The organism is Nocardia sp. NPDC051750, assembly GCF_044453135.1.
Lineage (GTDB): Bacteria > Actinomycetota > Actinomycetes > Mycobacteriales > Mycobacteriaceae > Nocardia.
In genome coordinates, this window is sequence record NZ_JBITCK010000001.1 from 1226674 (window position 1) to 1253416 (window position 26743).

A 26743-nucleotide genomic window follows, 5' to 3' on the forward strand; every position below is an offset into this window, starting at 1 on the left:
CGTGGACTTCACCCGAGACGAAGCTCAGGAGGCGGTGGCCGAGGTCGTCGTCGGACTCCTGGAGCGGGAGGCGGCGCGCGACAGCGAGCTGTGGCCGAAACTGGCGGCGACCGGCCTGCTGTCGGTAGCGCTACCGGAGCGGTTCGGCGGCGACGATATGGGCATCGACGCGGTGTCGGTACTGCTGACCGAGCTGGCCACCGACGCCGTCAGTGCGCCCGCCCTGCCCACCCTGGGCTTCGGCGTGCTGCCGCTACTGGGCGCGGTGCCCGAGGCGGTGGCCGCGGAGGTGTTCCCGGCCGTCGCGGAAGGCGCGGTGCTCACCGCGGCCATCAGCGAACCCGGCGCACCGCTGACCACCGAGCCCACGACCAAGGCCGAGGTGTCCGGCGAGACCGTGCGCATCACCGGCTACAAGGTGGCGGTGCCCTGTGCGGATCAGGCCCGCTGGATTCTGGTGACCACGGATTCCGGTGTCGCCATTGTGGATTCGAATGCGTCCGGGCTGTCGTTCGCGCCGTCCGCGGTCTCCGGTGAACTGCCGGAGTTCTCGGTGAAACTGGACGGGGTCGCGATCCCGGCCGATCGGCTGCTGCCCGATGCGGGCCCGCGACTGCATCGGCTCGTGCTCGCCGCTATCGGTGCCGTTGCCGACGGGCTGCTTTCCGGCGCGGTGAAACTCACCGCGGCGCATGTGGGCACCCGGCATCAGTTCAACCGGCCGCTCGCGGAGTTCCAGGCGGTCGCGCAGCAGATCGCCGACCTGTACGTGGTGTCGCGAACACTGCATGTGGCGGCGCTGTCCGCGAACTGGGCGCTGGGGCAGAACGATCCCAGCCCCGAACAGCAGGCGCGGATCGCCGACGATCTGAACGTGCTGGCCTACACTGTGGCCGCGGAATTGCCGCGTGCCATGCAGAAATGTCATCACCTGCACGGCGGTATCGGAGTGGATGTCACCCACTCCATGCACCGCTACTACTCACAGTCCAAAGACCTCGCCCGCTGGCTGGGCGGCGCCGCGCTGCGGCTCGAACGATTGGGGGCAGGGTGTTCATCGATCTGACCAGCGAACAGCACAAACTCCGCGCCGACCTGCGCGCCTATTTCGCCGACCTCGTCACCCCGGAGGAGGCCGCCGAAATGGCGGTCAACCGGCACGGCGACGCCTACCGTGCGGTGGTCCGCCGGATGGGGAGCGACGGATGGCTGGGTGTCGGCTGGCCGAAGGAGTTCGGCGGCCAGGGCTTCGGCCCGGTCGAACAGCAGATCTTCTACAACGAAGCCTCCCGCGCCGATGTCCCGCTGCCCCTGGTCACCCTGCTGACCGTCGGCCCGACCCTGCAGCAGTTCGGGACGCAGGAACAGAAAGAGAAGTTCCTGCCCGGAATCCTTTCCGGTGATATCCATTTCGCGATCGGCTATTCGGAGCCGGAGGCCGGTACCGACCTGGCGGCGCTGCGCACCAGCGCGGTCAAGGACGATTCCGGCGACTGGATCGTCAACGGCCAGAAGATCTTCACCACGGGCGCACACGAGGCCGATTACATCTGGCTGGCCTGCCGCACCGGTTCGGTGGAATCGCGGCATCGCGGGATCACCATTCTGATCGCCGACACCTCCGACCCGGGCTATTCGTGGACGCCGATCATCACCGCCGACGGCGCGCACCACACGAACGCCACCTATTTCGACGACGTCCGGGTTCCGGCGGGCATGCTGGTCGGCGAGGAGAACAAGGGCTGGCGGCTGATCACCACCCAGCTCAATCACGAGCGGGTGAGCCTGGGCCCGTCGGGCAAGATCGAACAGCTCTACGACAAGGTCCGCGACTGGGCCCGTCCGCGGGCGATCCTCGAGGAACCCGAGGCGCAGCGCGCCCTGGGCCGTATCCATGCCATGACCAGGCTCAACGAACTGCTGAACTGGCAGGTGGCGGCCACCGCCGACGATAAGGACATCGATCCGTCCCAGGTGATTGCGGACGCCTCGGCGACCAAGATCTTCTCCACCGAATCGCTACAGGAGGCGGGCCGGCTGGCCGAGGAGATCATCGGCCGCTTCGGCGACCCCGCGGACCCGGCGACCGCCGAACTGATGACCTGGCTCGACCGGCGGACGAAACAGAACCTGGTGGTGACCTTCGGCGGCGGCGTCAACGAGGTGATGCGCGAACTCGTCGCCTCCGCGGGCTTGAAACTGCCCCGGGTACCACGCTGATGCCAACGTTCGATCTGCCCACCATGACCGACGGGACGTCTGCCCGACGTCACCAGCCCCGGTGCCGAGTTCAGCGAGGCCCTGAGAGGTTTCGGCCCGCGTCGCCGTTCAGTCCTCGAAGCGAGGCGGCGCAGCCGCGAGTCTCGAGGGCTGAACGGTGACGCCGAGGGGGCCGAAACCACGCGCGCGTCAGCGCGCCGAAAGGAACAGCGTGCCGGATCTCAGTACTCCAGAAGCGATCACCGCCGCAGCCGAGAAGATCATGGAAGCCGGGGCCAGCTCCCCCCGTCCCGGCCGTGACCCGGTGAACCAGCCCATGATCAACAACTGGGTCGAAGCCCTCGGCGACACCAACCCGGTCTACGTCGACGAGGCCGCCGCCAAGGCCGCCGGGTTCGACGGGATCGTCGCCCCACCGGCCATGGCCCAGGTGTGGACCATGCTGGGCCTGGGCGGTCGCCGCCCCGCGGACGATCCGATGGAGGCCACCAACGCGCTGCTCGACTCCGCCGGCTACACCTCGGTGGTCGGCACGAACTGCGAGCAGATCTACCACCGTTACCTGCGGCCCGGCGAAGAGGTGAGCATCACCAGCGCGCTGGACAATATCGCCGGACCCAAACGCACCGGGCTGGGCGAGGGCTTCTTCCTGACCTACCGCACCAGCTGGTACGTCGGCGACGAACTCGTCACCGAAATGCTCTTCCGCATCCTGAAATTCGCGCCCGGCACCGGAGCCCCGCCGAAACCGTCGCTCGCCGACCGGGTGCGCCCGCTGGTCTCCCACGACACCGAATTCTTCTGGGAGGGCACCAAAGCCGGGGAGCTGCGGATCCAGAAGACTCCCGACGGAACACTGCGGCATCCGCCGGTGCCCGCGATCTGGCAGGACAAGACCGAACCGGTCGACTACGTGGTCGCCTCCGGGAAGGGCACGGTATTCAGTTACGTCGTGCATCACGCGCCCAAAGTCCCCGGTCGTGACCTGCCGTTCGTGGTCGCACTGGTGGAACTCGAGGAAGGGGTGCGAATGCTGGGCGAACTGCGCGGTATCGAGCCCGGCGAAGTCGAGGTAGGGCTGGAGGTCGTCGCCGGCTTCGAGAAGCTCGACGACGATACGGTGCTGCCGTTCTGGAAGGTGAACGCATGACCGCCACATTCGATCCGGCGGCCGTCCGGGTGGGCACCGAACTACCTGAACTGTCGATCCACGCCGATCCGACCTTCGTGATCAGCACCGCCCTGGCCACCCGGGATTTCCAGGATGTGCACCACGACCGGGACAAGGCCGTCGAGCGCGGCTCCAAGGATATTTTCGTCAATATCCTCACCGATACCGGGCTGGTGCAGCGGTTCGTCACCGACTGGTCGGGCCCGAGCACCGTCGTGAAATCCATTTCACTGCGCCTCGGGGTGCCGCTGTATGCCTACGACACCCTCACGCTCACCGGGAAGGTGACGGCGGTCGAGGGGGCCGATATCCATCTCGAGGTCGTCGGCAAGGACAGCCTCGGCGATCACATCGTCGCGAAAGTCGTCGCCACCCTCGGGCAGGGCGGGGGGCCCGCATGAGCGAGCCGGGCCCGAAGGCGGCAGCGCAGCGTAACCACGTAGGGCCCTCGCTCATGCCCGATGGGCACAGCATGAGCATTGCAGGCGGAGCTAGGGCTGTCGCGGCCCGCGGAACGAGGTTCGTGTGAGTACCGATCATCCATTGTCCGGCCGGGCCGCCATCGCGGGTATCGGCGCCACCGATTTCTCCAAGGAATCCGGTCGCAGCGAACTGCGGCTGGCCGCGGAGGCGGTGACCGCCGCCCTGGCCGACGCCGGCCTGGCGCCGGCCGATGTCGACGGCCTGACCACCTTCACCATGGATACGAACCTGCAGGTCGCGGTGGCGCGGGCGGTCGGTATCCCGCAGCTGAAGTTCTTCAGCCATATCGGTTACGGCGGCGGCGCGGCCTGCGCCACCGTGCAGCAGGCGGCGATGGCGGTGGCCACCGGTGTCGCGGATGTGGTGGTGGCGTACCGGGCATTCAACGAACGGTCGGTCTCGCGGTTCGGGCAGTTCTCCAGCTCGCTGGCCGCGGCACCGACTTCCTCGGGGATCGACGCCGGGTGGTCCTATCCGCACGGTCTGGGTACACCGGCCGCGCAGGTCGCCATGGTGGCCCGCCGGTACATGCATGTCTACGGTGCCACCAGCGCGGATTTCGGCCGGGTCGCGGTCGCGGATCGTAAACACGCCGCGGTGAATCCCAACGCTTTCTTCTACAACAAGCCCATCACGCTCGAAGATCATCAGAATTCGCGCTGGATCGCGGAACCGTTGCATCTGCTCGACTGCTGTCAGGAATCGGACGGTGGGGTGGCGATCGTGGTGACCAGCGTGGAGCGGGCGCGCGATCTGCCGAATCCGGCGGCGGTGATCACCGCCGCGGCCCAGGGCAGCGGCGCGGACCAGTACGTGATGACCAGCTACTACCGGGACGCACTGACCGGCCTGCCGGAGATGGGACTGGTCGGTGACCAGCTGTGGGCGCAGAGCGGATTGCGTCCCGAAGATATGCAGGCCGCCATTTTGTACGACCACTTCACTCCCTTTGTGCTCATGCAGCTGGAGGAACTCGGATTCTGCCCGCGCGGCGAGGCAAAGAATTTCATTGCCGACGGCGCCATCGAAATCGGTGGAAAACTACCGATCAATACCCACGGCGGCCAATTGGGCGAGGCTTACATCCACGGGATGAACGGTATCGCCGAAGGGGTTCGGCAGTTGCGCGGAAACTCGGTGAATCAGGTCGACGGGGTCGAGAACGTGCTGGTCACGGCGGGTACCGGGGTCCCGACCTCGGGACTTGTACTGAGCGCAGACCACACCTGACGACCTACCCGGTGCAGCGTGTCCGCAACCGTGAGCGGAGCGATGCGGGAGGTACGCAGGGAAACACCCCGCAGCGACGGGACAAGTGCACACTGCGGAGCGATCAGGACGAACACGCAGAGTATGCACACCCGCAGCGACTGAGCGAGTACGTACACCGCGCCCGGCCGGAGCGTCGACGGAGGTACAGGTAGCCGGGGTGGCTTCGCCCGGCTACCCCGTCAACCCCGGTGGACCGGGTCGGGTCGCGGCGGGACCGCCGTCACCGGCCGACGGTCCGCCCGTCTTACGGGACGAACTCCGGCGGGTCGTCCACTGCTCCCTTCACAGGTTCCCGAGGGCCTTGTGAGTATTCACAGTCGGGAACAAGATATAACTGTCGATTGCGCAATGGGCAGTAGGTTTGCCGGCAGGGAGCTGGTCCAGGTGGAAAAGTCGCTATTTCATATTGTCGAATCGCTACCGGACCGGCCGTCCGGCATGTAACTATGTGGCTGTTCTCAGCTGTACAGATTTTTGAGGTATCGGGTTGGCCGGGTCGCGGGCGCTGATCGCGCGCATTGTGGCGGTGTTCGCGCTGCTGTTCTGCGCTGTCCTTGCGCTGCGCGGACATATTCCGGGTATGCCGGAGAATCCCGAGGAGAACGCGGACAGTGCACCGGCCGTTCTTTCTGTCGTGCTCATGCCGGTGCTGCTGACCGTCTCGATCGTGGTGTTGCTGGCCGGGGTCATCGCCAGCCAGCACCGGCTGCCCCTGGCCATGCCCGATCTCGATGCCGACGAAAACGAACAGCCCTGGCAACTCGGCCGCCTCGGACTGGTCGTGCTGTTCCTCCTGGCCGCCGCCGGAGTCCTGGCGGCGATCACCTTCGCGGTCTATTTCATCGGATTCGGGCGCACCGCCGAGCAGCTTCCGGCCACACCGGACCAGAGCTCGGAGCGTACGACCAGGCCCGCTGTCCCGCCGGGTATGCAAGAGGACGAACCGGTGCTCACCGGCACCGGTCTGATCCTGGCCACCGCCGCGGCCGGCACCCTGGTTGCCGTTGCCGTGACCGGTCTGGCCGTGGTCACCGTGAACACCCAGCGCCGGGAGCGCCGGTCGGAGGACGCGGCCGCCGCCGACGCCGCCGCCGAGAAACTGCGCAGCGAAACCCTGTCCCTGGTCAAGGCGGCGGAAATGGGTCTGGCCGCGATGAACGCGCCCGGCCAGGACCCGCGCACCGCGATCATCGCCTGTTATGTCGCGATGGAACGCGGACTGATCTATGCCCAGGGCGCTGCCCCGCTGGCCTCCGACACCCCGATGGAGGTGCTGGCGCGGGCATTCGAGCACGGCGCCCTGCACGATGCCTCGGCCCGCGAACTCGTCGCGTTGTTCGAAGAGGCCCGGTTCAGTCCGCACGACATGCTGGCGTGGCAGCGGATGCGGGCCGAACAGCTGCTGCGGGTTGTCCTCTCGGATCTGGGTGCGCCGATACCTGCCCAGCCCGTCCCGGAATCAGCGGATCCGGCCAGTTATCTGCCCGGCGCACCGAGCGGGGCGGCGGGCCGATGACCAGACCCTGGATAGTCGTGACCGCGATCCTCGCGGTCGCCGGATTCGAAGCTGTCGCCTTCGTGCGGGCTCGGGAATTCATGCTGGTCGCCGCCGGGGTGCCGGTGGCGATCGCACTGTGCTGCTTCGTCTGGGTGCTGTTGCGCCCGGAGAAGAGAGAAAAGGAACTCGTCGACGAGATGGAGAACGGGCCCGCCGAAATGCTGCGCCACTGGCATGCCCGCGCCCAGATGCTCACCGACCGCGCCGACGGGAGCCGGGCCGACTGGGACCGGCATCTGCGCCCCCTGCTGGCCAAAGAGTTCCAATTGTCCGCCGGGCTGCGGGTCAGCAAGAACCGGCGGGCGCTGGAAAGTGCCGGTATCCATCTCTTCGGCGCCGAACTGTGGCGCTGGGTGGATCCGGCGGATTCGGCGTTGCGTGACCAGAACACGCCCGCGCCGGGTCGAGCGGCTCTGGACGAGATCCTGAGCCGCCTTCAGAGAATGTGAAACGGGTCGACACATGCGAGAAATGAAATGACGATGCCCTTGGACGCGACTGTCCAACGCACCGAAGCCGTGCTCCGGGAGGTCTCCCGGGTCGTGGTGGGTAAACGCGAAGAGCTACAGCTCATCATGATCGCGATACTGTCCGGCGGGCATGTGTTGATCGAGGATCTGCCCGGTTTGGGTAAGACATTGATCGCCCGGTCCTTCGCGGCCGCCCTCGGTCTGGATTTCACCCGGGTGCAGTTCACCCCCGACCTGCTGCCCGCGGATCTGCTCGGCTCCACGATCTACGACATGTCCACCGGCCGGTTCACGTTCCGCCGGGGCCCGGTGTTCACCCATATGTTGCTCGCCGACGAGGTGAACCGCACCCCGCCGAAAACCCAGGCGGCGCTGCTGGAGGCAATGGCCGAAGGGCAGGTGAGTATCGACGGCGAAACCTTCCCGCTGCCCCAGCCGTTCGTCGTGCTGGCCACCGACAACCCCATCGAATACGAGGGCACCTACCCGCTGCCGGAAGCCCAGCTGGACCGGTTCGCCATCCAGTTGCGATTGGGTTACCTGTCCGAACTCGACGAAACCGAAATGATCCGGCGGCGTCTCGAACGCGGTGCCGTCTCCCCGCGGGTGCATCAGGTGGTCGACGCCAAGGGCCTGCTGGAGATGCGGCACGCGGTGGAATTCGTTTCCGTGCACCCGGATGTGGTGGGTTATGTGGTGGCGCTGGCCGCGGCGACCCGCGGTCACGCCCAGGTGGAGGTCGGTGCCAGTCCGCGATCGGAACTGGATCTGGTGCAGATGGCACGCGCCCGCGCACTGCTGAACGGGCGCGACTACGTCATCCCCGAAGACGTGAAAGCGCTTGCCGTGCCCGCGATGGCGCATCGGATCACATTGCGTCCGGAAATGTGGGTGCGCCGGATCCGCGGCGAGGATGTGATCGGCGAACTCCTGCGCCGGCTCCCGGTTCCGCGCGCCGCCACCCAATGAGACACCGCGACGCCAGTGCCACAGTGGAGGCGAGGCTGCGCTGGCGCCCCGCCCCACTGACCTATCTGCTCGCCATCGCCTCGGCGGTCGCGCTGCTCGGGGCGGTGGTTACGGCCAGCTGGCAACTGGTGGTTTTCGCGGCGCCCATGCTCGGTGTGCTGGCCAGCGCGCCCTGGCAGGTCTCACGGACCCGGATCCAGGTGGACGGCGGCGGGACGCAGCGGTGTTTCGAAGGCGAGCAGGTCACCGTGACCATCGCCGCATTCGTCGACCAGGGTCACGCCCTGCTGCGCTGCCGGCCGGTGGCGACCGACGGGATGACGGTGACCGTGGACGAATCCTCGGATTCCGGGACGGCGCCCGCCGGGTTGCGGTTGACGGTCTCGGCGCAGCGCTGGGGTCGCTACCCGCTGTCGGTGCGGGTGAAAGCACTGAGCCCCGCCGGGATGGCGCTGGCCACCGCTACCCTGCCCGCTGGGGAGATCTTCGTCTATCCGATCACCGATCCGCAGCGGATGCGCCTGCCGCGCACCGAACTTCCCGAACGCCTCGGCATCCACCTCACCCGCAAACACGGTCCCGGCGTGGAGTACGCCGATATCCGCGCCTACGCCCCCGGCGATCAATTACGCATCGTGAACTGGCCGGTGAGCGCTCGCCGCGGCCGGCTCTATGTGACCGAACGCCTGACCAACCGCTCCGCCGACGTAGTAGTCCTGGTGGACACCTCCCAGCAGGCGCCCGGCCCGGCCACCGATGCACTCGAACAGTCGGTGCGCGGTGCGGCGCAGGTGGTGCAGTCCACGCTGCAGGCCGGTGACCGCACCGCCGTGGTCTGCCTCGGTCAGTCGCCGCGCTGGTTGCGCCCCGATATCGGCCGCCGGCAGTTCTACCGGATCGTCGACACCGTGCTCGATGTGGGCGACGAACACATCCCCACCACCGGCACCCTCGCGCCCTACGCCGCGGTGCCGCTCGGCGCGATCATCATCGCGTTCTCCACCCTGCTGGACACCCAATTCGCCCTCGCCCTGATCGACCTCCGCAAACGCGGTCATGTCGTGGTGGCGGTAGATGTGTTGCGCGGCAGCCCCTTCGCCGACGACCTCGACCCCACCATGGAGAAGATGTGGCAGTTGGAGCGGATGTCGATGTACCGCGATATGAGCACGGTCGGCGTCGATATCGTCAACTGGGCCGCTGACACCCGCCTGGACCAGACGATGCGCCTGCTACCCCAGCACCGCCGGAGGATCCGAGTCCGCCGATGACCAAATTCCTCGCCCACCTCTCCGGAACCCTGCTGGTCCTGCTGGTCGCCCTGATCCAGCCCTGGGCGGCCCCCGCCGCGATCGCCCTCGTGGTGATCGCCTGGTGGTGGCGGCTCGCGTCGGTCGGCGCGGTCCTGCTGGTGATCGGCGTCCTGGGCCTCTCCCAAACCAACCTGATGGCCGCCGCCGCCGCGGGCCTGGTCGCCACCACCTACCTGCTGAACATCGCCACGGTGAAAGCCCCACGCGGCGTGGTCCCCACAACCCTGCCCTCGGTGGTCGGCGCGGTCCTGTGGACTGGAGCCGCGGGCGCGGCGGCAGTGCTCCCGATCGAACTGGCCTGGTCGCCCGTGGTAGCCCCGGTCCTGGTGATCCTGCTGTCCTCGATCCTCACCTACAGCATCACCGCCACCCGCAGACGGCCGGCGAAACCAGCACCCGAGACCGCCGCCGGGGCCGCGGGGCGAGCGGCAACGACCTGACCGGATCTGTGATTGCCCGGCATGGCTCGTGATCACATACGCGTGCTGTTTCGGAACCCGTAGTCCGATGCCGCCTCGCTCGACCGCACCACGATGTACTCGCCCGCTGTTTCCTGAAACTCGACGGCGGCGGCGATCGCCGTGTTGTCGAGGGCGGGGCTGTTCTCGGGGACGACGATCAGCTTGTCGTCATCGTCGTGCAGGCGATGGATGATCGCGATGCAGGTTCCCCGTGCCGAGGTCATCGGCTGTTGCGGACCGAGGTAGTAGGCGTCGAGTTCCTCGCCGTCCGGGGCGCGGGTGCCGGGAACGTATCCGTAGTTTGTCGGATAGCGGAATCCGCAGGTCGGGTGGTGGCTTCCGTAGGGGCGGTCGAAAACGAGGTCGACTGTCCGGTTCAGGAACGGGAGGGCGAGAGCCAGCGATTCCGATATCCGTTCTGCGTTCTCATCGGTCACTGATCGAACTTATCTGTGCCGGCCGGCAACTTGACCCTCCTGTAGGGGGAGACAGGAAGGTACCCGTATGGACGACGAGACGCTCTTCACGATCGGGGCACTGGCTGCGCGGACCGGTCTGACGGTCAAGACGATCCGGTTCTACTCCGATAAGGGGATCGTCCCGGCGACCGGTCACAGTCCGGCCGGCTACCGCTTGTACGACATGCGTGCGCTGGCACGTCTGGAGCTGGTTCGCACACTGCGCGAACTGGATATCGACCTGGCGACCGTGCGGCGCATATTGGCCCGCGAAACCTCACTGAGTGAGGTGGCGGCGGCGCACGCGGATGCTCTCGACGTGCAGATCCGGACACTGCGGTTGCGGCGTGCGGTGTTGCGGGCGGTGGCCGAACGGGAGTCGAACCCACAGGAGATGGATCTGATGCACAAACTGGTGAACTTGTCGGAAGCCGAACGGCACCGCCTCATCCACGATTTCGTCGACGGAACATTCGGCAGCGTCGAGGGCAACCCCGCTGTGGTGGAGTTGCTGCGCTCGAGCATGCCGGACCTGCCCGCGGACCCCACCACCGAGCAGGTCCGGGCCTGGATGGAACTCGTGGAGTTGGTGCAGGACGACGATTTCCGCGCGGCGGTGCGACGGATGGCCGAATATCAGGCAAAGGAGCGGGCCGACGGTGACACCACGGGTCTGCATCATGACCTCACCGAGGTGGTGCGTGAGGAGGTCGGCCGGGCGATAGCGGCGGGTATCGTGCCGGAGTCGGCGGCGGAATCGGTGATCGACGGGCTGACCAGCAGGTATGCCGAGACTTTCGACAAGGAGGACGGCCTTCCGCTGCGGCGCTGGATTCTCGAACGCCTCGAGGTCGCCGATGACTCCCGGGTCACGCGGTACTGGCAGTTGGTGGGGACCATCAACGGCTGGCCCCCGCTCCCCGACCTGGAACCGGCATTCACCTGGTTCGGCGTGGCGTTGCGCGCGTCGCTGGTGGCCGAGCGCTGACCCCGCGTTAGCATCCAAGTTCGTCGAGACATTCGCAATCCCAGCAGATCGTCGGCTCCCGAAAGCAGGTCGATGAAAACCCTTCTTGCGCTGCTCGTTCGAATCGGCCTGGTAACGGTATGCCTGGGCCTCGGTTCCGCGGTGTGTCCCACCGCGTTCGCCCGGCCTAGTCCCGCGGCATTGAATCCGGTGCTGGTGATCGGCGGATTCGATGCCGATGTCGGGATCATGGAAAAGCTGGAGGAAGCGCTCGCCGAGAGCGGGCATGCGGCCTACTCCATGGTTCTTCCCAGTGTGCCGTCGCTTTCGGGGGCGCCGACCGGTTCTGTGCCGATCGCCGATTCGGCCGGCGCGGTCGCGGACACCGTGGCCGCTATCCGGCAGGAGACCGGCGCCGTCCGGGTCGATCTGGTCGGGCATTCGATGGGTGGGCTGGCGGCACGGCACTACACCAAATTTCTGAACGGTCTCGCATCGGTGGGGACCTACGTCGATATCGGTACACCGAATTTCGGCCAGCCACTCGGGGTGTTCTGCGGCCTGTTCTGGCCCGGATGCCGCGATATCTCGCCCAATTCGCCTTTCCTGCGGCAACTCAATCAGCCGCCCGAGGTTCCGCCCGGCCTTCCCGCATACCACCTGTACTCGGAGAACGAAGGCTCCGAACGGGACCAGTTGCCGGGCGCGGTCAACGCGAGCGTTCAGCAGTTCTGCCCAGGCCGGCACGTTATCCACCGTAACGAGCCACGCGACGGCGCGTTCCAGGAGCTGATCATCTCGGCACTGAGCGGGGGACCGCTCGCCACCACCTGCCCGTAGAAGTTGCGGTCGGAGCCGCCGGGGTCTGTCTCGGCTAGATGATCGCCTACTCACCGTGGGTGGGCGTGAGCCGGGCTCGCCGGGGTGATGGACTACCGGTGAATCGATCCACGCCTGGTGGCCCGGCAGGCGACTCGGTTGCGCGGTAGGTAACTCGGTTGCGTGTGGTGGTGCCGTCGCGCACTATGGGCGTCGATATGCGACAGGTTTCCGATCCCGTTCGGGACAGCCTCGACGGTTTATCCGTCGGCGATGCGCTGGGCGCCCAATTCTTCGTCCCCGGAAGTTCCGTAGCCGATCTGCTGGCCGGGCGGCCGCCGGCGGGCCGGTGGCCGTGGACCGACGACACCGAGATGGCATGCACGGTGTACTCCGAGATCCGCGACCGCGGATATATCGACCGCGACTCCCTCGCCGCCGCCTTCGCCGAACGCTGCGAACCCTACCGCGGTTACGGTGCGCGCACTGTCGTTGTGCTGCACGAGATTCGCGACGGCCGGCCGTGGGCCGAAGCGGCGGGTGCCGTGTTCGCCGGTCGCGGATCGTGGGGGAACGGTGCCGCGATGCGGGTCGCCCCACTCGGTGCGTATTTCGCCGGAGACCCGGACCGGGCGGCCGCCGAGGCTGCCCTGTCCGCTGAGGTCACCCACCGGCATCCGGAAGCGATCGTCGGCGCCATGGTCATTGCCGCCGCCGCGAGCCATTGCGCCGCGACGCGGGGAAAATCCTGTGCGCCTGAGGAATTGCTTCGCATGGTAGAGCCCTATCTCGTCGACGGGCAGACCGGCGCCGGTATCCGCCGGATCGGACAACTGCTGGGACGGTCCGTCGCCGAGGCGGCCTACGAGCTCGGTAACGGAGCGCAGGTCAGCGCGAAGGATACGGTGCCCTTCACGCTGTGGGCGGCAGCCACCTTCCTCGAGGACTACCCCGCGGCGGTCCGCGCGTGTATCGAGGCCGGTGGAGATGTGGACACCACGGCCGCCATCGTCGGTGGCATGGTTGCGGCGCATACGGGAATCGGCAATCGGGGCGAGACCCGCGGGGTGCCGGAGCAGTGGTTGGCGGCACGCGAGGAACTGCCCGGCTGGGCTACGGACACCGGACCCCGGCAGGTGCATTGAATATCCACGGCGCCCACGGGGCCGAGGAACCATGAAACGTAGCGACCAAGCCTGCAGGGTCAGCGCATTCGGCGGGCCGGGAGCACGCGGTGGGTGTTGCTGCTGTTCGATGTCCTACGACTCGTGATCCGAACTTGCCGCCGGAATCCGTTCGATCGTCGCGAGCCAGCCCGGTGCGCCGTTGTCGTGGAATCTCGTCCCGACTCGTTCCGGTGCGATCGACTCGATCCGCCAGCCGGTACCGGGCCCGAAAGCGGCAGTCAGCTCGTGGCGGGGGACCGGGTGCGGGCCAGGCTCCGGACCGGTATCGCTGAAACACAGCACGTACAGGACGGCTCCCGGTTCGGTCACCGCCGCCAGGCTCGCCACGTACTCGGATCGCTCGCCGGAATCCAGCGTGTGGAACAGTCCGCTGTCGAGCACTGTGTCGAACCGGCGTTCCAAACGTTCCAGGTGCAGGGCGTCCACAGTGGCGAATTCCGCCTCGATACCGCGTTCGTCAGCTGTCGCACGCGCGGTCGCCAGGGCGGTTTCGGCGACATCGACGCCGAGCACCGGCAGGCCCTGCGCGGCGATGAGGAGCGTGTTCTCGCCCGTTCCGCAGCCGGCGTCCAGTACCGTGCCGGCGAATCCACCGGCGGCGACCACGCGCTCCACCGCGGGCTGCGGCACGCCGAGGTCCCAGGGCGCGGGCCCGTCGTGGTACGACGCGTCCCAGGGCCGCCCGGCCATCCGCTCATGGCTGGTCGGGGTCCGGCCGCCGAACGGATCGTCGGCGGACGGTGCTGGTTGCTCCGGCATCCGTCACCTCCTGGGTCTGACCTACAGACCATCGTGGCACGCGCCGAGGCATTTGATCGGTAACTCGGAGACCCGGTCCGAGGGGCCGTGACCTGGTCACACCGCCCGAGCGGCGATCCCCGGGTAGTCCAGGACGAGACCCGACGCGTCGTAGATCAGCCGGCACGAGAAGTCGAAGGCCGGCGCGGTGTAGTCGAAGCAGCGGTGGGAGCCCCGGTCGGGTGCACGCAGGTACTTCTGCTCCAGCCGTCGGACCGACAGGTCGGCGGCGCGCACGTAGGCCGCCGGCGTCGCGGCGTGCGCGCCGATCGGCAAAGCCAGCCTGTGTACCGGAAACGCGTTGGTCATCGCCGATGATTCGAGGTCCACATCGTGGCAGCCGTCCAGGTGGGGTGCCGGCTCGCCGTTCACCAGCCAGTGTCCCGCCCCGTCGGCCTCGAGCCGCACCGAGCGCCGGCCCTCGCCGGACCGGCTGGTCACGTGCGCGGTGCGGGTCCGCCACTCCGAGTCCAGTGTGATGTCGTAGGTAACGCACCAGGTGTGGCCCTCCTCGACCGCGGTGGTGCACCCCTCGATCCGGTGCCCGGAGCCGGTCCGTTCGAAGTAGGCGACCTCGAAGCCACTCCGCGCACCCTGGTGTGCCCACGCCGCTGTCGCGGGCATTTCGTCGAATGACGGCATCATGACGTGGATCAGAATTCGAGTGCGGTCCAGTCGATTTCGATTCGGAACGGAAAATCGATATGCACCCCGCCGGTGGTGGCCCTGGTCCATTCTCCGGCTACCAGATAGTTGGCCGGGTGCAGTGGATGCACACCAGGGGGCAGTTCTCCGGGCCTGGTCTCCAGCGCGTACGCGCGGATCGTTGCGATCGCGCTTTCTTCGCGCGCCAAGGTCACTTCCCAATACCAAGGAATGCCGGCTCCCGCATAGCGGGCCTTCTTCGCTTCCATGTCCGATTGCGTATTCGACGGCGACAACACCTCACCGACCAGCAGCGTGTCAGCAGACCGGATGTCCTGGTAGGGCGATCCGAGGCAGCGGTGCACCAGAAAGTCCGGGGTCAGGAAATCTGATTTCCCGTTTTCGCCGAGGAAGACATTCGTTTCGGTGGTGACCCGCCAGCACTCGTCGGGGCTCCTCCGGTTCTGCTCGCGAGTGTGTTGCTCGAGCGCCGCCCACAGTCGGTTGGTGAACACTTGGTGCTCTGCCGGGCCGCGGCGGACCCACACCACGCGCCCATTCCAGAGTTCGATCTGCGCGGCGACCTCGTCGGGCAGCTGCTCGAGTTCCTCCCAGGTCATGTATTCGGGGAGTTCGGGCCGTTCGATGCGCGGCAGGGACATATCGCCATCGTAAGCGGCGTCAGAGCTCCTGATACGGCAAACCTGGAGGTACGCCATGGGCGTAAATGAGGACACGGTCAACGTCACCTCGGACACGCCATGAGCGTCAGCCCGGCCAGGACCAGCGACCCCGTTCCCGATGCGGCCCGCGAGACAACCGAGCAGCGGGGAAGGGGCGGCGATGGCGATTCCGGCCGAGATCATGACCAGCGCTCCCGCACCGGCTGACAGGCCCGGAAAGCCGTGTGGCCGACGACCTCCGGCGAGGCCATCGGCCACACGGCGGCAAGGGTCCGGTTACTCGCCGTAGGTGAGCACCACATCTCCCAGTACCGGTGCGTTCTCGCGTTCGACCGCGGTAGCGCTGATGGTCAGCCGGCCCGGCTCCCGCCAGATCCGCGACCGCAGCGTTTCCCCAGGGAACAGCACCCCCGCGAACCGCGCCCGGAACCCGGTGACCCGCTTCGCCGCCGACTCCAGCACCGTATCGGTGGCGGTTTTGCAGATGATCCCGTAGGTGCACAGCCCGTGCAGGATCGGCGCCGGGAACCCTGCCCCCTTGGCGAACTCGGGGTCGGAGTGCAGCGGGTTGCGGTCGCCGCACAGGCGGTAGAGCAGGGCCTGCTGCGGCAGGGTCGCGGTGGTGACGTCGAAATCCGGGGCCCGGTCGGGGAGTTCGGACTTGCTGCTCGGGCCGCGTTCGCCGCCGAATCCGCCTTCGCCGCGGGCGAAGATCGAGGAGCGCTCGGTCCACAGTGCTTCGCCGTCGGACCCGGTGATCGTGAATTCCTGCACGATCACCGCGTTCGAACCCTTGTCCCAGAGTTCGCTGATCCGGCCGGTACGGGTCGCTTTACCCGAGGCGGGCAGCGGCCGGTGCACCTGGATCTCCTGCGCGCCGTGCACCACCTTGGCCAGGTCGATATCGACGCCGGGGAACTTCACCTTCGGCGGGTCGACATCGCGCAGGGTGTGCGCGACGGTGGCGAAGGTGGGCAGAACCTGCGGTTCCCGATCGTCGAGGTAGCGCAGTTCGGCAGGGTCGGTCCAGCGGTGACCGGCGCCGATACCGAGGTGGTAGAGCGCTACGTCGGACGCGGTCCAGAAGAATTCCTTGCTCGGCAGTTCGGCGCCGAGCGCGACTTGGGGGTCGATGGGCATAACTTCTCCTCGCCTCAGGCCCCGGCCGGTGACGCGGCGGGCCCGGTCTTCTTGCGTTCGATGATGTCGTGGACGGCCAAGTAGCCGAAGGCGATGGCCGGGCCGATGGTGGCGCCGGGCCCGGCGTAGGTGTGGCCCATCACCGGGGTCGAGACATTGCCGGAGGCGTAGAGGCCGTCGATCGGGCTGCCGTCCTCGCGGAGCACGCGGGCGGCGGTGTCGGCGACGAGACCACCCTTGGTGCCGAGGTCGCCGGGCACCATCTTGGCCGCGTAGAACGGGCCCTGGACCAGCGCGGCCAGGCAGGGGTTGGGTTTGACGGTGGGGTCGCCGTAGTAGCGGTCGTACTGGCTGTCGCCACGGTGGTAGTCCTCGTCCTTGCCGGTTTCGGCGAACGAGTTGAAGCGTTCGACGGTGGCGGCGAGTTTATCGGCGGGGACCCCGATCTTCTCGGCCAGTTCCTGCAGGGTGGCGGCCTTGACGATGAGGTCGTTCTCCATCCAGCGCGACGGGAACTTCAGGCCCGGCTGCAGGCTGGCGAACATATAGCGGTTGCGGTAGCGCTGGTCGAAGACCAGCCAGGTCGGGATGTTCTCCCCGGGACCCTCGCCCTGCCCGTACTCGCCGCCGTACATGGTGTGCACGGCCTCCACGTAGGGTGCGGATTCGTTGCCGAACCGCTCACCCTGCGGGTTGATCATGATCGAACCCGGCAGGTTGCGCTCGGACAGCGCGAACCAGGGCTTACCGCCCTTGAAGATGGTCGGACCCCACCAGGCGTCCTCCATGAAGCCGATCGCGGCACCCGCGTCCATACCCGCGACGATGCCATCACCGGTGTTGGTGGCGGCGCCGGTGGTCCACTCAGTGGTTATCGGTTCCCGCTGGTACTTGGCGCGCATCTCGGCGTTGTGCTCGAACCCGCCGCTGCCGAGTACCACACCGTGGCGGGCGGTGAAGCGGACCGTTTCGCCGTTGTGGGTAGCTTCGACACCGGTGACCTTGCCGTCTTCGACGACCAGTTTGGTCATCGGGGTGTCCAGCAGCAGGGGAACCTTCGCGTCCATCAGGCCCTTGCGCATCCCGGCGATGATCGCCTGACCCATCACCATCAGATGCTTACGGGTGAACTTGGCCCAATAGGTGCGCACTCCGACCCGCAGCGCCCGCAACATGCCCTTGGGATGCCGGCGGATCAGGTTCAGCCGGACGAAATCGGCCTGGGTGACCGCGACGTTCAGCGGGGCTTTGGAGTAGGGCGGGTGGATGTTGAACCGTTCCTCGCCGAGGATCATGGCGTTGAAAGGTTTCGGTTCACAGGACCGGCCGCCGGCCCGGCCACCGGGGGCTTCGGGGTAGTAGTCGGAGTAACCCTTGACCCAGGTCATCTCCAGCGGAGAGTGGGCCAAGACGAAGTTCATGGCTTCCGCGCCGCGGTCGATGTAGGTATCGATCCGCTCGGCGGGGACCACGTCGCCGATGATGCTGTGCAGGTACCTGCGGGCTTCCTCGCGATCATCGGGCCCGCCCGATTCGCGCAGCGCCTTGTTGCCGGGGATCCAGACCCCGCCGCCGGAGCGCGCGGTGGACCCACCGTAGTACGGCGCCTTCTCCAGGATCACCACACTCAGCCCGTTGTGCGCGGCGGTGAGGGCGGCGGTCATCCCGGCGGCGCCGCTGCCGACCACCACCACATCGTATTCCCGATCGTTCATGTAGAACACGTTATAGAATGACAGCGCTGTTGGTCTATGTTGTGTGGCAGAAGACTTGTTCTGTCGCGTTAACGGCAGCGAAACTCGTTTCAATTTTCAGTGGAGTTGGCTAGATGGTGCAGGAATGGGACCTGACCGCGGACGTCGTGGTCATCGGATACGGCGCGGCCGGCGCCGCGACCGCTCTGCAGGCCACCGAGGACGGTGCCCAGGTCCTCGTCCTGGACCGTTTCACCGGCGGCGGAGCGACCGCCTTGTCCGGCGGCATCATCTACGGAGGCGGCGGGACGTGGGTCCAGCGCGCGGGCGGGGTCGAGGACACGCCGGAGCTGATGCTGGCCTATCTGGAGCGCGAGGTCGGTGACGCCGTCGCCCCGGCCACCCTGCGCCGGTTCGTCGAGGGCAGCCCGGCCATGATCGACTGGCTCACCGGGCACGGGGTGCCGTTCGAAGCCTCGCTGTGTCCGTACAAGACCTCCTACCCGAACAACGACTACTACCTCTACTACTCCGGGAGCGAGATCTCCGGCGCCTTCGCCGATATCACCCCGGCGCAACGCGGCCACCGCGTCAAGGGGTGGGGCACCTCCGGGAAGAAACTGTTCGCCCCGCTGGCCCGCTCGGCCGCGAACAAGGGCGTCCGGGTCGAATCCCTGACCACGGCTACCGCCCTGCTCACCGATGACACCGGCGCGGTGGTCGGTGTCGAATGCCGGACATTGCGCGATGCGCCCGCCCGGGTCCGCTCGCGCTACATCAAGATGGCCGCTATCGCCGCCAAACCGGGTATCTACTACCCGCCCCTGCGCAAGGCCCTGGAAAAGCAGCTCGCCCGCCTCGACCGGCGCTACGGCACCACCATCCGGGTGCTCGCCCGGCGCGGGGTGGTGCTGACCGCCGGCGGTTTCATCGCCAACCGGGAAATGCTGCATGCCTACGCGCCCGCCTACAAGAACGGGCTGGCACTGGGCAGCTCCGGCGACGACGGCAGCGGTATCGAACTGGGCCGCAGTGTCGGGGCAGCCACCGACCGGATGGGAAACGTTTCGGCCTGGCGGTTCCTGCTGCCGCCGAGTTCGTTCGCCGGAGCGCTGCTGGTGGACGGGAAGGGGCAGCGGGTCATCGACGAAACCCGTTACGGCGCTGCGGTCGGTGATGCCCTGATCAACCGGCACGACGGTATCGGCTGGTTGCTCGCCGACGACGAGCTCATGCGCACCGCCCTCTCCCAGATCGGCCCGCAGGCCGCCTGGTTCCAGCGGATGCAGTTCGAGGTCATGCGCCGCAAAGCCAAGCGCGGAAAGACCCTGGACGCGGTGGCCGCCGCCGCGGGTATCGACCCCGGGGGCCTCCGGGAAACGGTGGCCGCCCACAACAGTGCCTACGCCACCGGCGCGCCGGACCCGGTGGGTAAACCCGCCGAATACGTCCGACCGGTGGGTGCCGGCCCGTACTGGTTACTGGACGTCTCGATCAAACCCAGCCTGACCAACCCGTGCCCGATGTTCACCGTCGGCGGCCTGCTGGTCGACGAGGAGACGGGCGCGGTCAAGAGCACCGACGGAGTCGATATCCCGGGTCTCTACGCCGCCGGCCGGACCGCGGCCGGGATCTGCGTGAACTCCTATGTCAGTGGCCTTTCGCTGTCCGACTGCATCTTCTCCGGCCGTCGCGCGGGCCGGAGCGCGGCCGGTGAGCAGGCCCTCACCGAAGGCGTGTCCGGAAACTCCGGAAAGGGCGTCTCTGCCGAAGGGCGCTAGCGGCTGAGCTGCCAATCCGAGGCTCCTGTCCGAATGGTGGACATCGGAGCACGACCGACACCGTGGGCGACAAGCGCGAGTCCGGTCACGCGTCCGAGCGTTCCGAGGGTCTTGATGACCGTCGTTATCGGCTCTCGCGATAACTGCCCTCCGGAGTGGTGTCGAGACGCACAGCGGATCGGCGGAGTCGGCTGGATGTCAGCCCAGCGTTCAGCGTGAGCACCACCCTGATTCGCCATGTCTGTCTACGCTCCGGTTCATGCGTAGCACTCTCGTTCGCGGCATCTTTCTCTCGTGCACGACTGTCGTCGCCGTGCTCGTTCCGGCGCAGCCCGCATCTGGCGTCCCCTCGACTCCGGTGTCCGCCGCCTGCGGCGAACCACTCGCCGCCGCCGAGGTGTCCGAGATCGTCGCCCTGTCCGACCTCGGGACCCTACCGAGCGGCCCGTCCCTGCCGCGGCTGGAAACCACCGCTGCCCGCCTGAACAGAATCACCGAAATCCTGGCCCAGCACAAAGATCGGCGTGCGACGTTCGCGCTCGGCCTCGACGCCCTCGAACAGGTCGCGGTGCTGCCACTACAGCGCAGGGAATCGGAGTTCGACAACCCCGACTACGTCCATCGACTCAGCATCGAGGTGATGGGTCAGTTCCTGCGGAACCTGCACGGGGAGTTCAGCGGCGGGCCCGTCGAAGCGCGCTGGGCGCGCCACTTCGAACTGGCCCACAACTGCGACCTTTCGCTCGGGCACGTCACCATGGCCGGATACAACGCCCATTTCACTGTGGACATGCCCCACGCGGTCGCCGCGATCGGTTCCCAGCGGGCGAACGCGCGCGACTACTTCACGGTCCTCGGCACGATATCGAGCAACAGATACGTCATCGTCGACCGGACCAAGGCGGTTTTCGGCGACGCCGTCGGTCCAGCCCTCGAGGCACTGGCAGGCGACCGAATCGTCAGGATCGGCTTCAGCGGCTCCAACGCGATCAACTTCGCCAACGGCCTGGCTTTACAGAGCCCGTTCCTGCGCGGCCTGACCGAAGCCCAGATGAACCTGGTGTGGAGATCCATCGATACCGCCGTGAAAACCCTGTAAGCCATGACACCGGAGCATTGCGCCGACGACCTGCCGGACTGTGCGGGAAACGGACCGCCGTAGGAGGGATTATCGGTCGGCAAGATCCCGAAGTAGGTGTGCTTGCCCAGGGGCGATAAGCGCCGGAAGTCGCTCTCGTCCAGGGTGAAGACTCGGTTCGCATTATGTCGCGCAATTCAGGACGGTATCCGGCCGGAACGACCAGTACGTTGGCGATCGTGAAAGAAGCCGTGAAACCGCGCTCGGGCGCCGGCAGCACAGCGGTGGGCTCCTGATGACAGAAAAAACCGACTTCAAGAAGTCCCTCGATGCCTATCGGGCGAAACGCGACCGATTCCGTGTCCTGGAGGTGCCCGATCTGCAGTACCTCATGATCGATGGCCACGGCGACCCGAACACCTCGACCGAGTTCACTGGGGCGGTAGAAGCGCTCTACCCGGTGGCGTACAAGCTGAAATTCGCCAGTAAACGCGACCTCGACCGCGACTATGTCGTGATGCCACTGGAGGGGTTGTGGTGGGCCGCGGACATGGACTCGTTCACGGCGGCGCGGGACAAGTCGCGGTGGGACTGGACGCTGATGATCATGGTCCCGGATTGGATCGACGCGGCGATGTTCACAGTCGCCGTCGAGCAGGCGGGTGCGAAGAACCGGCCGGCGCGGCTGGACGAGGTGCGGTTGGAGTCGTTGTCCGAGAGGCGCTGTGTGCAGACGTTGCATATCGGCCCCTTCGATGCCGAGGCCGAGGTGCTCGCGCGTATGCACAACCAGTTCATCCCGGGCAACGGATTCCGCATGGTCGGCAAGCATCACGAGATCTATCTCAGCGATGCGCGCAAGGTGGCACCGGAGAAGCGGCGAACCATCCTCCGGCAGCCGGTCGCCGAGCGTAATACGTAACTCCGCACTCGACTTCAGCGACCGGCCCGAGATCAAGGGCGCCGGCCCAGGTAGCGCAGCAACCGGTCTGTGCTGGTGCCGTCCTCGCCGTCGACGATCGCGCCGTAGGCTCCCCAGTCGCGCAGCGGTTCGATCCGGCCGTGCGCGGCTGCGAGTATCGGGGCCGACAGGTCGTCGGTCAGCGGCGACTCCTGTCCCGTGGCGACCGCGATATCCCAGGCGTGCACCGCGGCGTCCAAGGCGCACAGCACAGCGGCGACCGGTGTGGGCAGCGGGCCGAAGGGGAGTGGGGTGGGGACGGTTTCGGTGTCGTCGGTGACGGTCGCCCACGCGGTTGCTGTCTCGTCCAGCGCGGTGGCGACCAGCGCGACCGGGCCGCCGGGGATATCTCCGGTCGGGGAGAAAGGGTCGTAGGCGGGCCCGGGGCCCACGCCGAGCGCCGCGGCGTAGGCGCGCTGGTCACCGGCGGCGTGCTCGGCCACCTGCGTGACATTCCAGTCCGAGCACGGAGTCGCCAGCTGCCACTGGTCCGGTGCGACTCCGGCGACCGCGGAGCGCAGCGCAGCGTGCGCGGCGGTCAGGACATCGCGCCAGATCGGTGCGAGCTGGGCGGTGCTGTCGTGCTGAGCTGCGGTGGTTTCCATCGACTTGCCTCTCGGTCGTTTTCGGCGTTGATCTCAGCATATGGCGGTATTAGGCTCATTTTGTTCCTGATTGCCGTATCGGTTCGAATGGAGATTTTGTGACCTCCACCACTACGCGGGTGCTCCGATTGCTCTCGCTGCTCCAGGACCGCGGCTACACCGGACCCGAGCTCGCGCAACGCCTCGGAATCACTGACCGCACCCTGCGTCAGGACATTGCCCGGTTGCGCGACCTCGGCTATCCGGTGCACGCCACCCGCGGTCAGGTCGGCGGCTACCGCCTCGGGCAGGGCGCCACCATGCCGCCGCTCCTGCTCGACGACGACGAGGCGATCGCTGTCGCTGTTGCGGTGGGTCTCGCCGAGGACGGCTCCACCGGGATCGCCGATATCGACCAGAGTGTGAAGCGGGCCCTGGCCAAGCTGGAACGGATTCTGCCGAAACGATTGCAGCGCACCGTGAATGCCTTGCGCGAAACCACCGCTGTGGGCCCGGCAACGATCGGGTCCCGCGAGCCGGATGCGCCGGTGCCCGCGGAAACGCTGGCCACGATCGCCGCCGCGATCCGTGCCACCAGGGTTCTCGAACTCGACGATTATCGAGTGGAGCCCTACCGTCTGGTCGGCTGGCAGCGCCGCTGGTATCTGGTCGGCTACGACCTGGACGGTCATACCTGGCGGGCTTTTCCGGTAGCCGACCGGCGCCGGGTGGTAGCGGGCAGTCGCCGATTCGCCGCCCGCCCGCTGCCCGAAGACGATCTGGTGGCGTTCGTACTCCGGGAGATCGCTTCGGCAGGATGGAAGGTGCATGCGCGGGTCACCGTGCTCGAACCAGCGGAAACCGTTATCGCCCGGATCAATCCGGCGGTCGGTGTGGTGGAACCGATCGACGACAACTCCTGTCTGCTGCTGACCGGCGCGGACGCCATGGAGACAATAGCCATCTACCTGAGCATGCTGATGATGGATTTCCGGATCGACGGACCACCGGAGCTGGTGGACCATCTCCGCACGCTGGGCCGGCGGTACCGGGAAGCGGTCGCGCATCTCTGAGGGTGAGCACCCTCGTCGGTTCGGTGAATACCGGTGTACAGCGAATGATTTCGACACCGGTCCGTGCCGGGGCGCGCGGCTGCCGGCCGGCACCGAGCCGCACCGAACTCCTCTGCGCCGACGATCCGCGGAATCGCGAACTTCGCGGGTTCACTGTCGATCCTCCGCTCGAGCCGGTCGGGGCCGGCGAGAACCCCGAGCTCTGAGCGCTCGAACTGGCAGACGGCCGCCGCTGCCGCATCCGGGTCGGCGGGGCGTGGGGTGGTCGCTCGGACGGTCTGGTCGGCGCGGACTCCTGAATTCCCGCCGCCGGCCACGGTGAATACCCTGCGGGCCTATTTCACAGCCGCATCCTGAGGAGGTTGGCCGTTCCCGGTTGCGTCCGGTGGAGGTGGTGCCTGACCGGCGGTGAGATGCCGCCCGAAGGTGGTGTCCAGGCGCTGCGCGCGCTGGGCTTCCGTGGGGCTGTACACGGCGAGCATGAGCCGCGCGAAACCGGGCAGCGAGTGTCGGTTACGGATATCGTGGTCGATCATCGAGTCCACGACCGATCGCCCCATCACCTCGGCCACTCTGTGGTCGACGCGGTGGACAATACGCCGGGACCGCAGCGCGACTGTCACCAGGTAACCCAGCACGTAGAGCGCCGCGAATGCCGAAACTGCCATCCATTCCGGAGTTCCGTGATAAACGGCAACGTAAGCCGGCGGAAGGCCGACGGCCGCGAAACACTATCACCGGACTCCGAAAAAACAGACCAAATGGTATTCGGCGCTGGCTCGCGCCCCGCCAACCGCCGGACGGGTTCTACTCCGGGGCTGAGCCGGCTTCCGGATTCGTACCGGACGGCGGCTGGACGCGTGCGGCGCCGACCCGCTCGATCCGCGCACGACCCCACGCGGCCAGCGGTTCGAGCGCGGTGTTCAGTGTCCGGCCCAGGTCGGTGAGGCGGTACTCCACCCGGGGCGGTACCTCCGGATAGGCTCGCCGGTCGATCAGGCCGTCCTCTTCGAGTTCACGCAGCTGCTGGATCAGCATCTTCTCCGAGACGCCCGGTAGCCCGCGCCGCAATTCGCCGTACCTGCGTACCCCGTAGTTCTCCAGCTCCCAGAGAATCAGGCCTTTCCACTTGCCGCTGATGACATCCATAGCGGCGTCGATCCCGCAGAAGTACGGACCGAATCTCTTCTCACCCATGCCAGCTCCGCTGCCTGTTCACATACGTTCCGGTAAGTACCCCACCGAATAGTGGGTACTTGTTCCGGCATCCAGTGTTGGCGATTGTTGATCACGGCGCGCGCCGAGCACAGAGTTCACCTTCGTCTCAGTAAAGGAAGTCGGCAGTTATGACCCCAACCCGGCAGACAGCAGTGGCCGTCCTCGGCCTCGGACCGATGGGGCGTGCCATCGCCGCCACCTTGGTAGGCAGCGGCAATCCCACCACCGTGTGGAACCGGACGCCGGGTAAGGCCGCCGAACTCGTGGCCGCGGGGGCGGTGAGCGGCCCGGATGCGGCGTCGGCTGTCGCGGCGGCCCAGCTGGTTGTTGTGGTGCTGAGTGACCACGCCTCCGTGCACGCGGTACTCGACCCGCTGGCCGAACAGCTGAAGGGCAAAGCCCTGATCAACCTGACCAGCACCGCACCCGAGGAATCCCGGGAACTCGGTGCCTGGGCCGCCGGTCACGGGATCGAATTCCTCGACGGCGGGATCATGGCCGTACCGCCCATGATCGGCGGGCCGGGCGCTTCGATCCTGTACAGCGGAGCCGTGTCCGTCTTCGACCGGTTCCGGTCTGATCTCGAGAAGCTCTCCGCCGCAGACTATTTCGGTGACGATCCCGGAACGGCGGCACTCTACGATTTCGCGCTGCTGGCCGGTATGTACGCGATGTTCACCGGGTTCTTCCACGGTGCCGCCATGGTGCGGTCTGCGGGTATCAGCGCCGCCTCGTTCGCACCGCGAGCCGCCGCATACGTGGCTGCCATGGCCGAGCTGCTACCGGCGTACGCCACGGTGATCGACAGCGGCGACTACACCGACGAGGTGCAGCCCGCACGGTTCCACAAGCCGGCCTTCGACGCGATCGTCCGGGCCAGCCGGGACGCCGGAGTGGGCCTGGACATCGTCGGCCCCATCAAGAACCTCATCGACCGGCAGATCGCCGACGGCCGGGCGGGTGAGGGTCTGGAACGAATCGTGGAGGAACTGGCCGGCAATCGATAGGGGCCGGGACAGCCGGCGGTCAGAGCCAGGTGTCCAGAGTGGTGGTGGTGAGGAAGTGATCCAGGTCGGCGCGCCAAGGGGCCGGGGTGGTCTTCTCCGGTTCGATGGCGGTGTATTGGCCGCGGTAGAACAGCAGGGGGCGGCCGTTCGTTGTCGCGGCGGTTTCCGCCATACCCTCGACCCGGCCGATGACGATGTAATGGTCGCCGCCGTCCACCACCCGGTCCACCGAACATTCGATGGTCGCGAGGGAGTTGTCCAGGCGGGGGAGTCCGAGTTCTGAGGTGTGCCAGTCGGTTCCGCCGAATTTGTCGGGTTCGCGGGAGCCGAATTTCGCACAGACGGATTGCTGTTCCTCGGCCAGGACGTTCACGCAGAAGCGGCCGTTGTCCTCGATGGCGGCCCAGGAGCGGGAGCCCTTGGTCGGGCAGAAGAGGACGAGCGGCGGGTCGAGGGAGAGGGCAGCGAAGGATTGGCAGGCGAAGCCGATCGGGGTGTTCTCGCCGGTGAACGTGGTGATGACCGTGATCCCGGTACAGAACTGCCCGAGGATATTGCGGAACTGCCGGGGGTCGATGGTGGGCTGCTCAGCCGCCGTCTCGGTGGCGCCGTCCGCCGGGTCCGCTGGTGCCGTCACGTTCATACCGTCCTCGCCTCGTACCGATAAGCCGGCGGGCGGGCCGCCGGATTCGGCCGTGCCCGGTGCGAGTATCGCATCGGGCACGGCCGGAGA

General features: G+C 67.1%; 28 protein-coding genes. 18 read left to right on the plus strand and 10 right to left on the minus strand.

What is annotated here, in order from left to right; translation table 11 throughout:
* Position 1: 1 nt before the first annotated feature.
* From ACIA75_RS05360 to ACIA75_RS05405, 10 genes are all read left to right on the plus strand, one after another.
* A complete protein-coding gene (locus tag ACIA75_RS05360) occupies positions 2 to 1066 on the plus strand; it encodes an acyl-CoA dehydrogenase family protein (protein WP_397100130.1) in 1065 nt (354 codons plus the stop codon).
* Positions 1051 to 2220, plus strand: coding sequence for an acyl-CoA dehydrogenase family protein (locus ACIA75_RS05365; protein ID WP_397100132.1), 1170 nt, complete (start codon positions 1051 to 1053; stop codon positions 2218 to 2220). Before ACIA75_RS05360 ends, ACIA75_RS05365 begins: the two co-directional genes overlap by 16 nt.
* Positions 2221 to 2482: 262 nt before the next feature.
* Entirely contained in the window at positions 2483 to 3370 is an 888-nt protein-coding gene (locus ACIA75_RS05370; protein WP_397100964.1) for a bifunctional MaoC family dehydratase N-terminal/OB-fold nucleic acid binding domain-containing protein, read from the plus strand.
* On the plus strand, positions 3367 to 3792 hold the full coding sequence (locus tag ACIA75_RS05375) for a MaoC family dehydratase (protein ID WP_397100134.1): 426 nt from the start codon (positions 3367 to 3369) through the stop codon (positions 3790 to 3792). Before ACIA75_RS05370 ends, ACIA75_RS05375 begins: the two co-directional genes overlap by 4 nt.
* 124 nt (positions 3793 to 3916) lie before the next feature.
* Positions 3917 to 5104 carry a lipid-transfer protein gene (locus ACIA75_RS05380; protein ID WP_397100136.1) on the plus strand — a complete coding sequence of 396 codons (1188 nt, stop codon included), beginning with the start codon at positions 3917 to 3919 and terminating at the stop codon, positions 5102 to 5104.
* Between the two features lie 529 nt (positions 5105 to 5633).
* The gene (locus tag ACIA75_RS05385) at positions 5634 to 6662 is read left to right on the plus strand and encodes a DUF4129 domain-containing protein (protein WP_397100138.1); all 1029 of its coding nucleotides are present in this window, start codon (positions 5634 to 5636) and stop codon (positions 6660 to 6662) included.
* Positions 6659 to 7153: a hypothetical protein gene (locus ACIA75_RS05390; protein WP_397100140.1), complete on the plus strand. Its 495-nt coding sequence runs from the start codon at positions 6659 to 6661 to the stop codon at positions 7151 to 7153. The genes ACIA75_RS05385 and ACIA75_RS05390 overlap by 4 nt, the downstream gene beginning before the upstream one ends.
* A 27-nt stretch (positions 7154 to 7180) precedes the next feature.
* Positions 7181 to 8143 carry an AAA family ATPase gene (locus ACIA75_RS05395; protein WP_397100142.1) on the plus strand — a complete coding sequence of 321 codons (963 nt, stop codon included), beginning with the start codon at positions 7181 to 7183 and terminating at the stop codon, positions 8141 to 8143.
* Entirely contained in the window at positions 8140 to 9414 is a 1275-nt protein-coding gene (locus ACIA75_RS05400; RefSeq protein WP_397100144.1) for a DUF58 domain-containing protein, read from the plus strand. The genes ACIA75_RS05395 and ACIA75_RS05400 overlap by 4 nt, the downstream gene beginning before the upstream one ends.
* Positions 9411 to 9896, plus strand: a complete 486-nt coding sequence (locus ACIA75_RS05405; RefSeq protein ID WP_397100146.1) for a hypothetical protein — start codon at positions 9411 to 9413, stop codon at positions 9894 to 9896. The genes ACIA75_RS05400 and ACIA75_RS05405 overlap by 4 nt, the downstream gene beginning before the upstream one ends.
* A gap of 32 nt (positions 9897 to 9928) precedes the next feature.
* On the opposite strand, the gene ACIA75_RS05410 is transcribed toward ACIA75_RS05405, so the two are convergent.
* On the minus strand, positions 9929 to 10354 hold the full coding sequence (locus ACIA75_RS05410) for an inorganic diphosphatase (RefSeq protein ID WP_397100148.1): 426 nt from the start codon (positions 10352 to 10354) through the stop codon (positions 9929 to 9931).
* Between the two features lie 67 nt (positions 10355 to 10421).
* On the opposite strand from ACIA75_RS05410, the gene ACIA75_RS05415 reads away from it, so the two are divergent.
* The 3 genes from ACIA75_RS05415 (at position 10422) to ACIA75_RS05425 (ending at position 13306) form a co-directional block, all read left to right on the plus strand.
* The gene (locus ACIA75_RS05415) at positions 10422 to 11363 is read left to right on the plus strand and encodes a MerR family transcriptional regulator (RefSeq protein WP_397100150.1); all 942 of its coding nucleotides are present in this window, start codon (positions 10422 to 10424) and stop codon (positions 11361 to 11363) included.
* 72 nt (positions 11364 to 11435) lie between these two features.
* On the plus strand, positions 11436 to 12182 hold the full coding sequence (locus ACIA75_RS05420) for a lipase family alpha/beta hydrolase (RefSeq protein WP_397100152.1): 747 nt from the start codon (positions 11436 to 11438) through the stop codon (positions 12180 to 12182).
* Positions 12183 to 12379: 197 nt separating this feature from the next.
* Positions 12380 to 13306 carry an ADP-ribosylglycohydrolase family protein gene (locus tag ACIA75_RS05425; protein WP_397100154.1) on the plus strand — a complete coding sequence of 309 codons (927 nt, stop codon included), beginning with the start codon at positions 12380 to 12382 and terminating at the stop codon, positions 13304 to 13306.
* Positions 13307 to 13420: 114 nt separating this feature from the next.
* Here the strand turns inward: ACIA75_RS05425 and ACIA75_RS05430 are convergent, their stop codons facing one another.
* The 5 genes from ACIA75_RS05430 to kstD form a co-directional block, all read right to left on the minus strand.
* Entirely contained in the window at positions 13421 to 14107 is a 687-nt protein-coding gene (locus ACIA75_RS05430) for a class I SAM-dependent methyltransferase (RefSeq protein ID WP_397100156.1), read from the minus strand.
* Between the two features lie 96 nt (positions 14108 to 14203).
* Positions 14204 to 14791 carry a putative glycolipid-binding domain-containing protein gene (locus ACIA75_RS05435; protein ID WP_397100158.1) on the minus strand — a complete coding sequence of 196 codons (588 nt, stop codon included), beginning with the start codon at positions 14789 to 14791 and terminating at the stop codon, positions 14204 to 14206.
* Positions 14792 to 14799: 8 nt separating this feature from the next.
* Entirely contained in the window at positions 14800 to 15453 is a 654-nt protein-coding gene (locus ACIA75_RS05440; RefSeq protein ID WP_397100966.1) for a Uma2 family endonuclease, read from the minus strand.
* A 297-nt stretch (positions 15454 to 15750) separates the two neighbouring features.
* Positions 15751 to 16614, minus strand: a complete 864-nt coding sequence (locus ACIA75_RS05445) for a MaoC/PaaZ C-terminal domain-containing protein (RefSeq protein ID WP_397100160.1) — start codon at positions 16612 to 16614, stop codon at positions 15751 to 15753.
* A 14-nt stretch (positions 16615 to 16628) separates the two neighbouring features.
* Positions 16629 to 18338 (minus strand): 3-oxosteroid 1-dehydrogenase, encoded by a 1710-nt coding sequence (gene kstD / locus ACIA75_RS05450; protein WP_397100162.1) that lies wholly within the window; start codon positions 18336 to 18338, stop codon positions 16629 to 16631.
* Between the two features lie 104 nt (positions 18339 to 18442).
* Between kstD and ACIA75_RS05455 the strand changes: the two genes are divergently transcribed.
* The 3 genes from ACIA75_RS05455 (at position 18443) to ACIA75_RS05465 (ending at position 22089) form a co-directional block, all read left to right on the plus strand.
* A complete protein-coding gene (locus ACIA75_RS05455) occupies positions 18443 to 20089 on the plus strand; it encodes an FAD-binding protein (protein WP_397100165.1) in 1647 nt (548 codons plus the stop codon).
* Positions 20090 to 20348: 259 nt separating this feature from the next.
* Positions 20349 to 21188: a DUF5995 family protein gene (locus ACIA75_RS05460; RefSeq protein WP_397100167.1), complete on the plus strand. Its 840-nt coding sequence runs from the start codon at positions 20349 to 20351 to the stop codon at positions 21186 to 21188.
* A 274-nt stretch (positions 21189 to 21462) separates the two neighbouring features.
* Positions 21463 to 22089: a GyrI-like domain-containing protein gene (locus tag ACIA75_RS05465; protein WP_397100169.1), complete on the plus strand. Its 627-nt coding sequence runs from the start codon at positions 21463 to 21465 to the stop codon at positions 22087 to 22089.
* 32 nt (positions 22090 to 22121) lie between these two features.
* Here the strand turns inward: ACIA75_RS05465 and ACIA75_RS05470 are convergent, their stop codons facing one another.
* Complete coding sequence (locus ACIA75_RS05470) at positions 22122 to 22733, minus strand: TIGR03086 family metal-binding protein (RefSeq protein ID WP_397100171.1); 612 nt, start codon at positions 22731 to 22733, stop codon at positions 22122 to 22124.
* A gap of 98 nt (positions 22734 to 22831) precedes the next feature.
* Here ACIA75_RS05470 and ACIA75_RS05475 point away from each other — a divergent pair, with 98 nt between their 5' ends.
* A complete protein-coding gene (locus ACIA75_RS05475) occupies positions 22832 to 23785 on the plus strand; it encodes a helix-turn-helix transcriptional regulator (protein WP_397100173.1) in 954 nt (317 codons plus the stop codon).
* Between the two features lie 335 nt (positions 23786 to 24120).
* Here the strand turns inward: ACIA75_RS05475 and ACIA75_RS05480 are convergent, their stop codons facing one another.
* Positions 24121 to 24453, minus strand: coding sequence for a hypothetical protein (locus ACIA75_RS05480; protein WP_397100175.1), 333 nt, complete (start codon positions 24451 to 24453; stop codon positions 24121 to 24123).
* 139 nt (positions 24454 to 24592) lie between these two features.
* On the minus strand, positions 24593 to 24982 hold the full coding sequence (locus ACIA75_RS05485; RefSeq protein ID WP_397100177.1) for a winged helix-turn-helix transcriptional regulator: 390 nt from the start codon (positions 24980 to 24982) through the stop codon (positions 24593 to 24595).
* A 149-nt stretch (positions 24983 to 25131) separates the two neighbouring features.
* Between ACIA75_RS05485 and ACIA75_RS05490 the strand changes: the two genes are divergently transcribed.
* Entirely contained in the window at positions 25132 to 26010 is an 879-nt protein-coding gene (locus ACIA75_RS05490; protein ID WP_397100179.1) for an NAD(P)-dependent oxidoreductase, read from the plus strand.
* A gap of 19 nt (positions 26011 to 26029) precedes the next feature.
* On the opposite strand, the gene hsaB is transcribed toward ACIA75_RS05490, so the two are convergent.
* Positions 26030 to 26647 carry a 3-hydroxy-9,10-secoandrosta-1,3,5(10)-triene-9,17-dione monooxygenase reductase subunit gene (gene hsaB / locus ACIA75_RS05495; protein ID WP_397100181.1) on the minus strand — a complete coding sequence of 206 codons (618 nt, stop codon included), beginning with the start codon at positions 26645 to 26647 and terminating at the stop codon, positions 26030 to 26032.
* Positions 26648 to 26743: the final 96 nt, after the last annotated feature.

What these genes read in the sequence shown, in the direction of transcription:
- ACIA75_RS05455 (WP_397100165.1), top strand. Translation starts at nt 18,443, where the DNA reads ATGGTGCAGGAATGGGACCTGACCGCGGACGTCGTGGTCATCGGATAC.
- ACIA75_RS05415 (WP_397100150.1), top strand. Translation starts at nt 10,422, where the DNA reads ATGGACGACGAGACGCTCTTCACGATCGGGGCACTGGCTGCGCGGACC.
- ACIA75_RS05470 (WP_397100171.1), bottom strand. Translation starts at nt 22,733, where the DNA reads ATGGAAACCACCGCAGCTCAGCACGACAGCACCGCCCAGCTCGCACCG.
- ACIA75_RS05445 (WP_397100160.1), bottom strand. Translation starts at nt 16,614, where the DNA reads ATGCCCATCGACCCCCAAGTCGCGCTCGGCGCCGAACTGCCGAGCAAG.
- ACIA75_RS05480 (WP_397100175.1), bottom strand. Translation starts at nt 24,453, where the DNA reads ATGGCAGTTTCGGCATTCGCGGCGCTCTACGTGCTGGGTTACCTGGTG.
- ACIA75_RS05430 (WP_397100156.1), bottom strand. Translation starts at nt 14,107, where the DNA reads ATGCCGGAGCAACCAGCACCGTCCGCCGACGATCCGTTCGGCGGCCGG.
- ACIA75_RS05375 (WP_397100134.1), top strand. Translation starts at nt 3,367, where the DNA reads ATGACCGCCACATTCGATCCGGCGGCCGTCCGGGTGGGCACCGAACTA.
- ACIA75_RS05400 (WP_397100144.1), top strand. Translation starts at nt 8,140, where the DNA reads ATGAGACACCGCGACGCCAGTGCCACAGTGGAGGCGAGGCTGCGCTGG.
- ACIA75_RS05460 (WP_397100167.1), top strand. Translation starts at nt 20,349, where the DNA reads ATGCGTAGCACTCTCGTTCGCGGCATCTTTCTCTCGTGCACGACTGTC.
- ACIA75_RS05395 (WP_397100142.1), top strand. Translation starts at nt 7,181, where the DNA reads ATGACGATGCCCTTGGACGCGACTGTCCAACGCACCGAAGCCGTGCTC.
- ACIA75_RS05390 (WP_397100140.1), top strand. Translation starts at nt 6,659, where the DNA reads ATGACCAGACCCTGGATAGTCGTGACCGCGATCCTCGCGGTCGCCGGA.
- ACIA75_RS05425 (WP_397100154.1), top strand. Translation starts at nt 12,380, where the DNA reads ATGCGACAGGTTTCCGATCCCGTTCGGGACAGCCTCGACGGTTTATCC.
- ACIA75_RS05490 (WP_397100179.1), top strand. Translation starts at nt 25,132, where the DNA reads ATGACCCCAACCCGGCAGACAGCAGTGGCCGTCCTCGGCCTCGGACCG.
- ACIA75_RS05435 (WP_397100158.1), bottom strand. Translation starts at nt 14,791, where the DNA reads ATGATGCCGTCATTCGACGAAATGCCCGCGACAGCGGCGTGGGCACAC.
- ACIA75_RS05465 (WP_397100169.1), top strand. Translation starts at nt 21,463, where the DNA reads ATGACAGAAAAAACCGACTTCAAGAAGTCCCTCGATGCCTATCGGGCG.
- ACIA75_RS05485 (WP_397100177.1), bottom strand. Translation starts at nt 24,982, where the DNA reads ATGGGTGAGAAGAGATTCGGTCCGTACTTCTGCGGGATCGACGCCGCT.
- ACIA75_RS05420 (WP_397100152.1), top strand. Translation starts at nt 11,436, where the DNA reads ATGAAAACCCTTCTTGCGCTGCTCGTTCGAATCGGCCTGGTAACGGTA.
- ACIA75_RS05440 (WP_397100966.1), bottom strand. Translation starts at nt 15,453, where the DNA reads ATGTCCCTGCCGCGCATCGAACGGCCCGAACTCCCCGAATACATGACC.
- ACIA75_RS05370 (WP_397100964.1), top strand. Translation starts at nt 2,483, where the DNA reads ATGGAAGCCGGGGCCAGCTCCCCCCGTCCCGGCCGTGACCCGGTGAAC.
- ACIA75_RS05405 (WP_397100146.1), top strand. Translation starts at nt 9,411, where the DNA reads ATGACCAAATTCCTCGCCCACCTCTCCGGAACCCTGCTGGTCCTGCTG.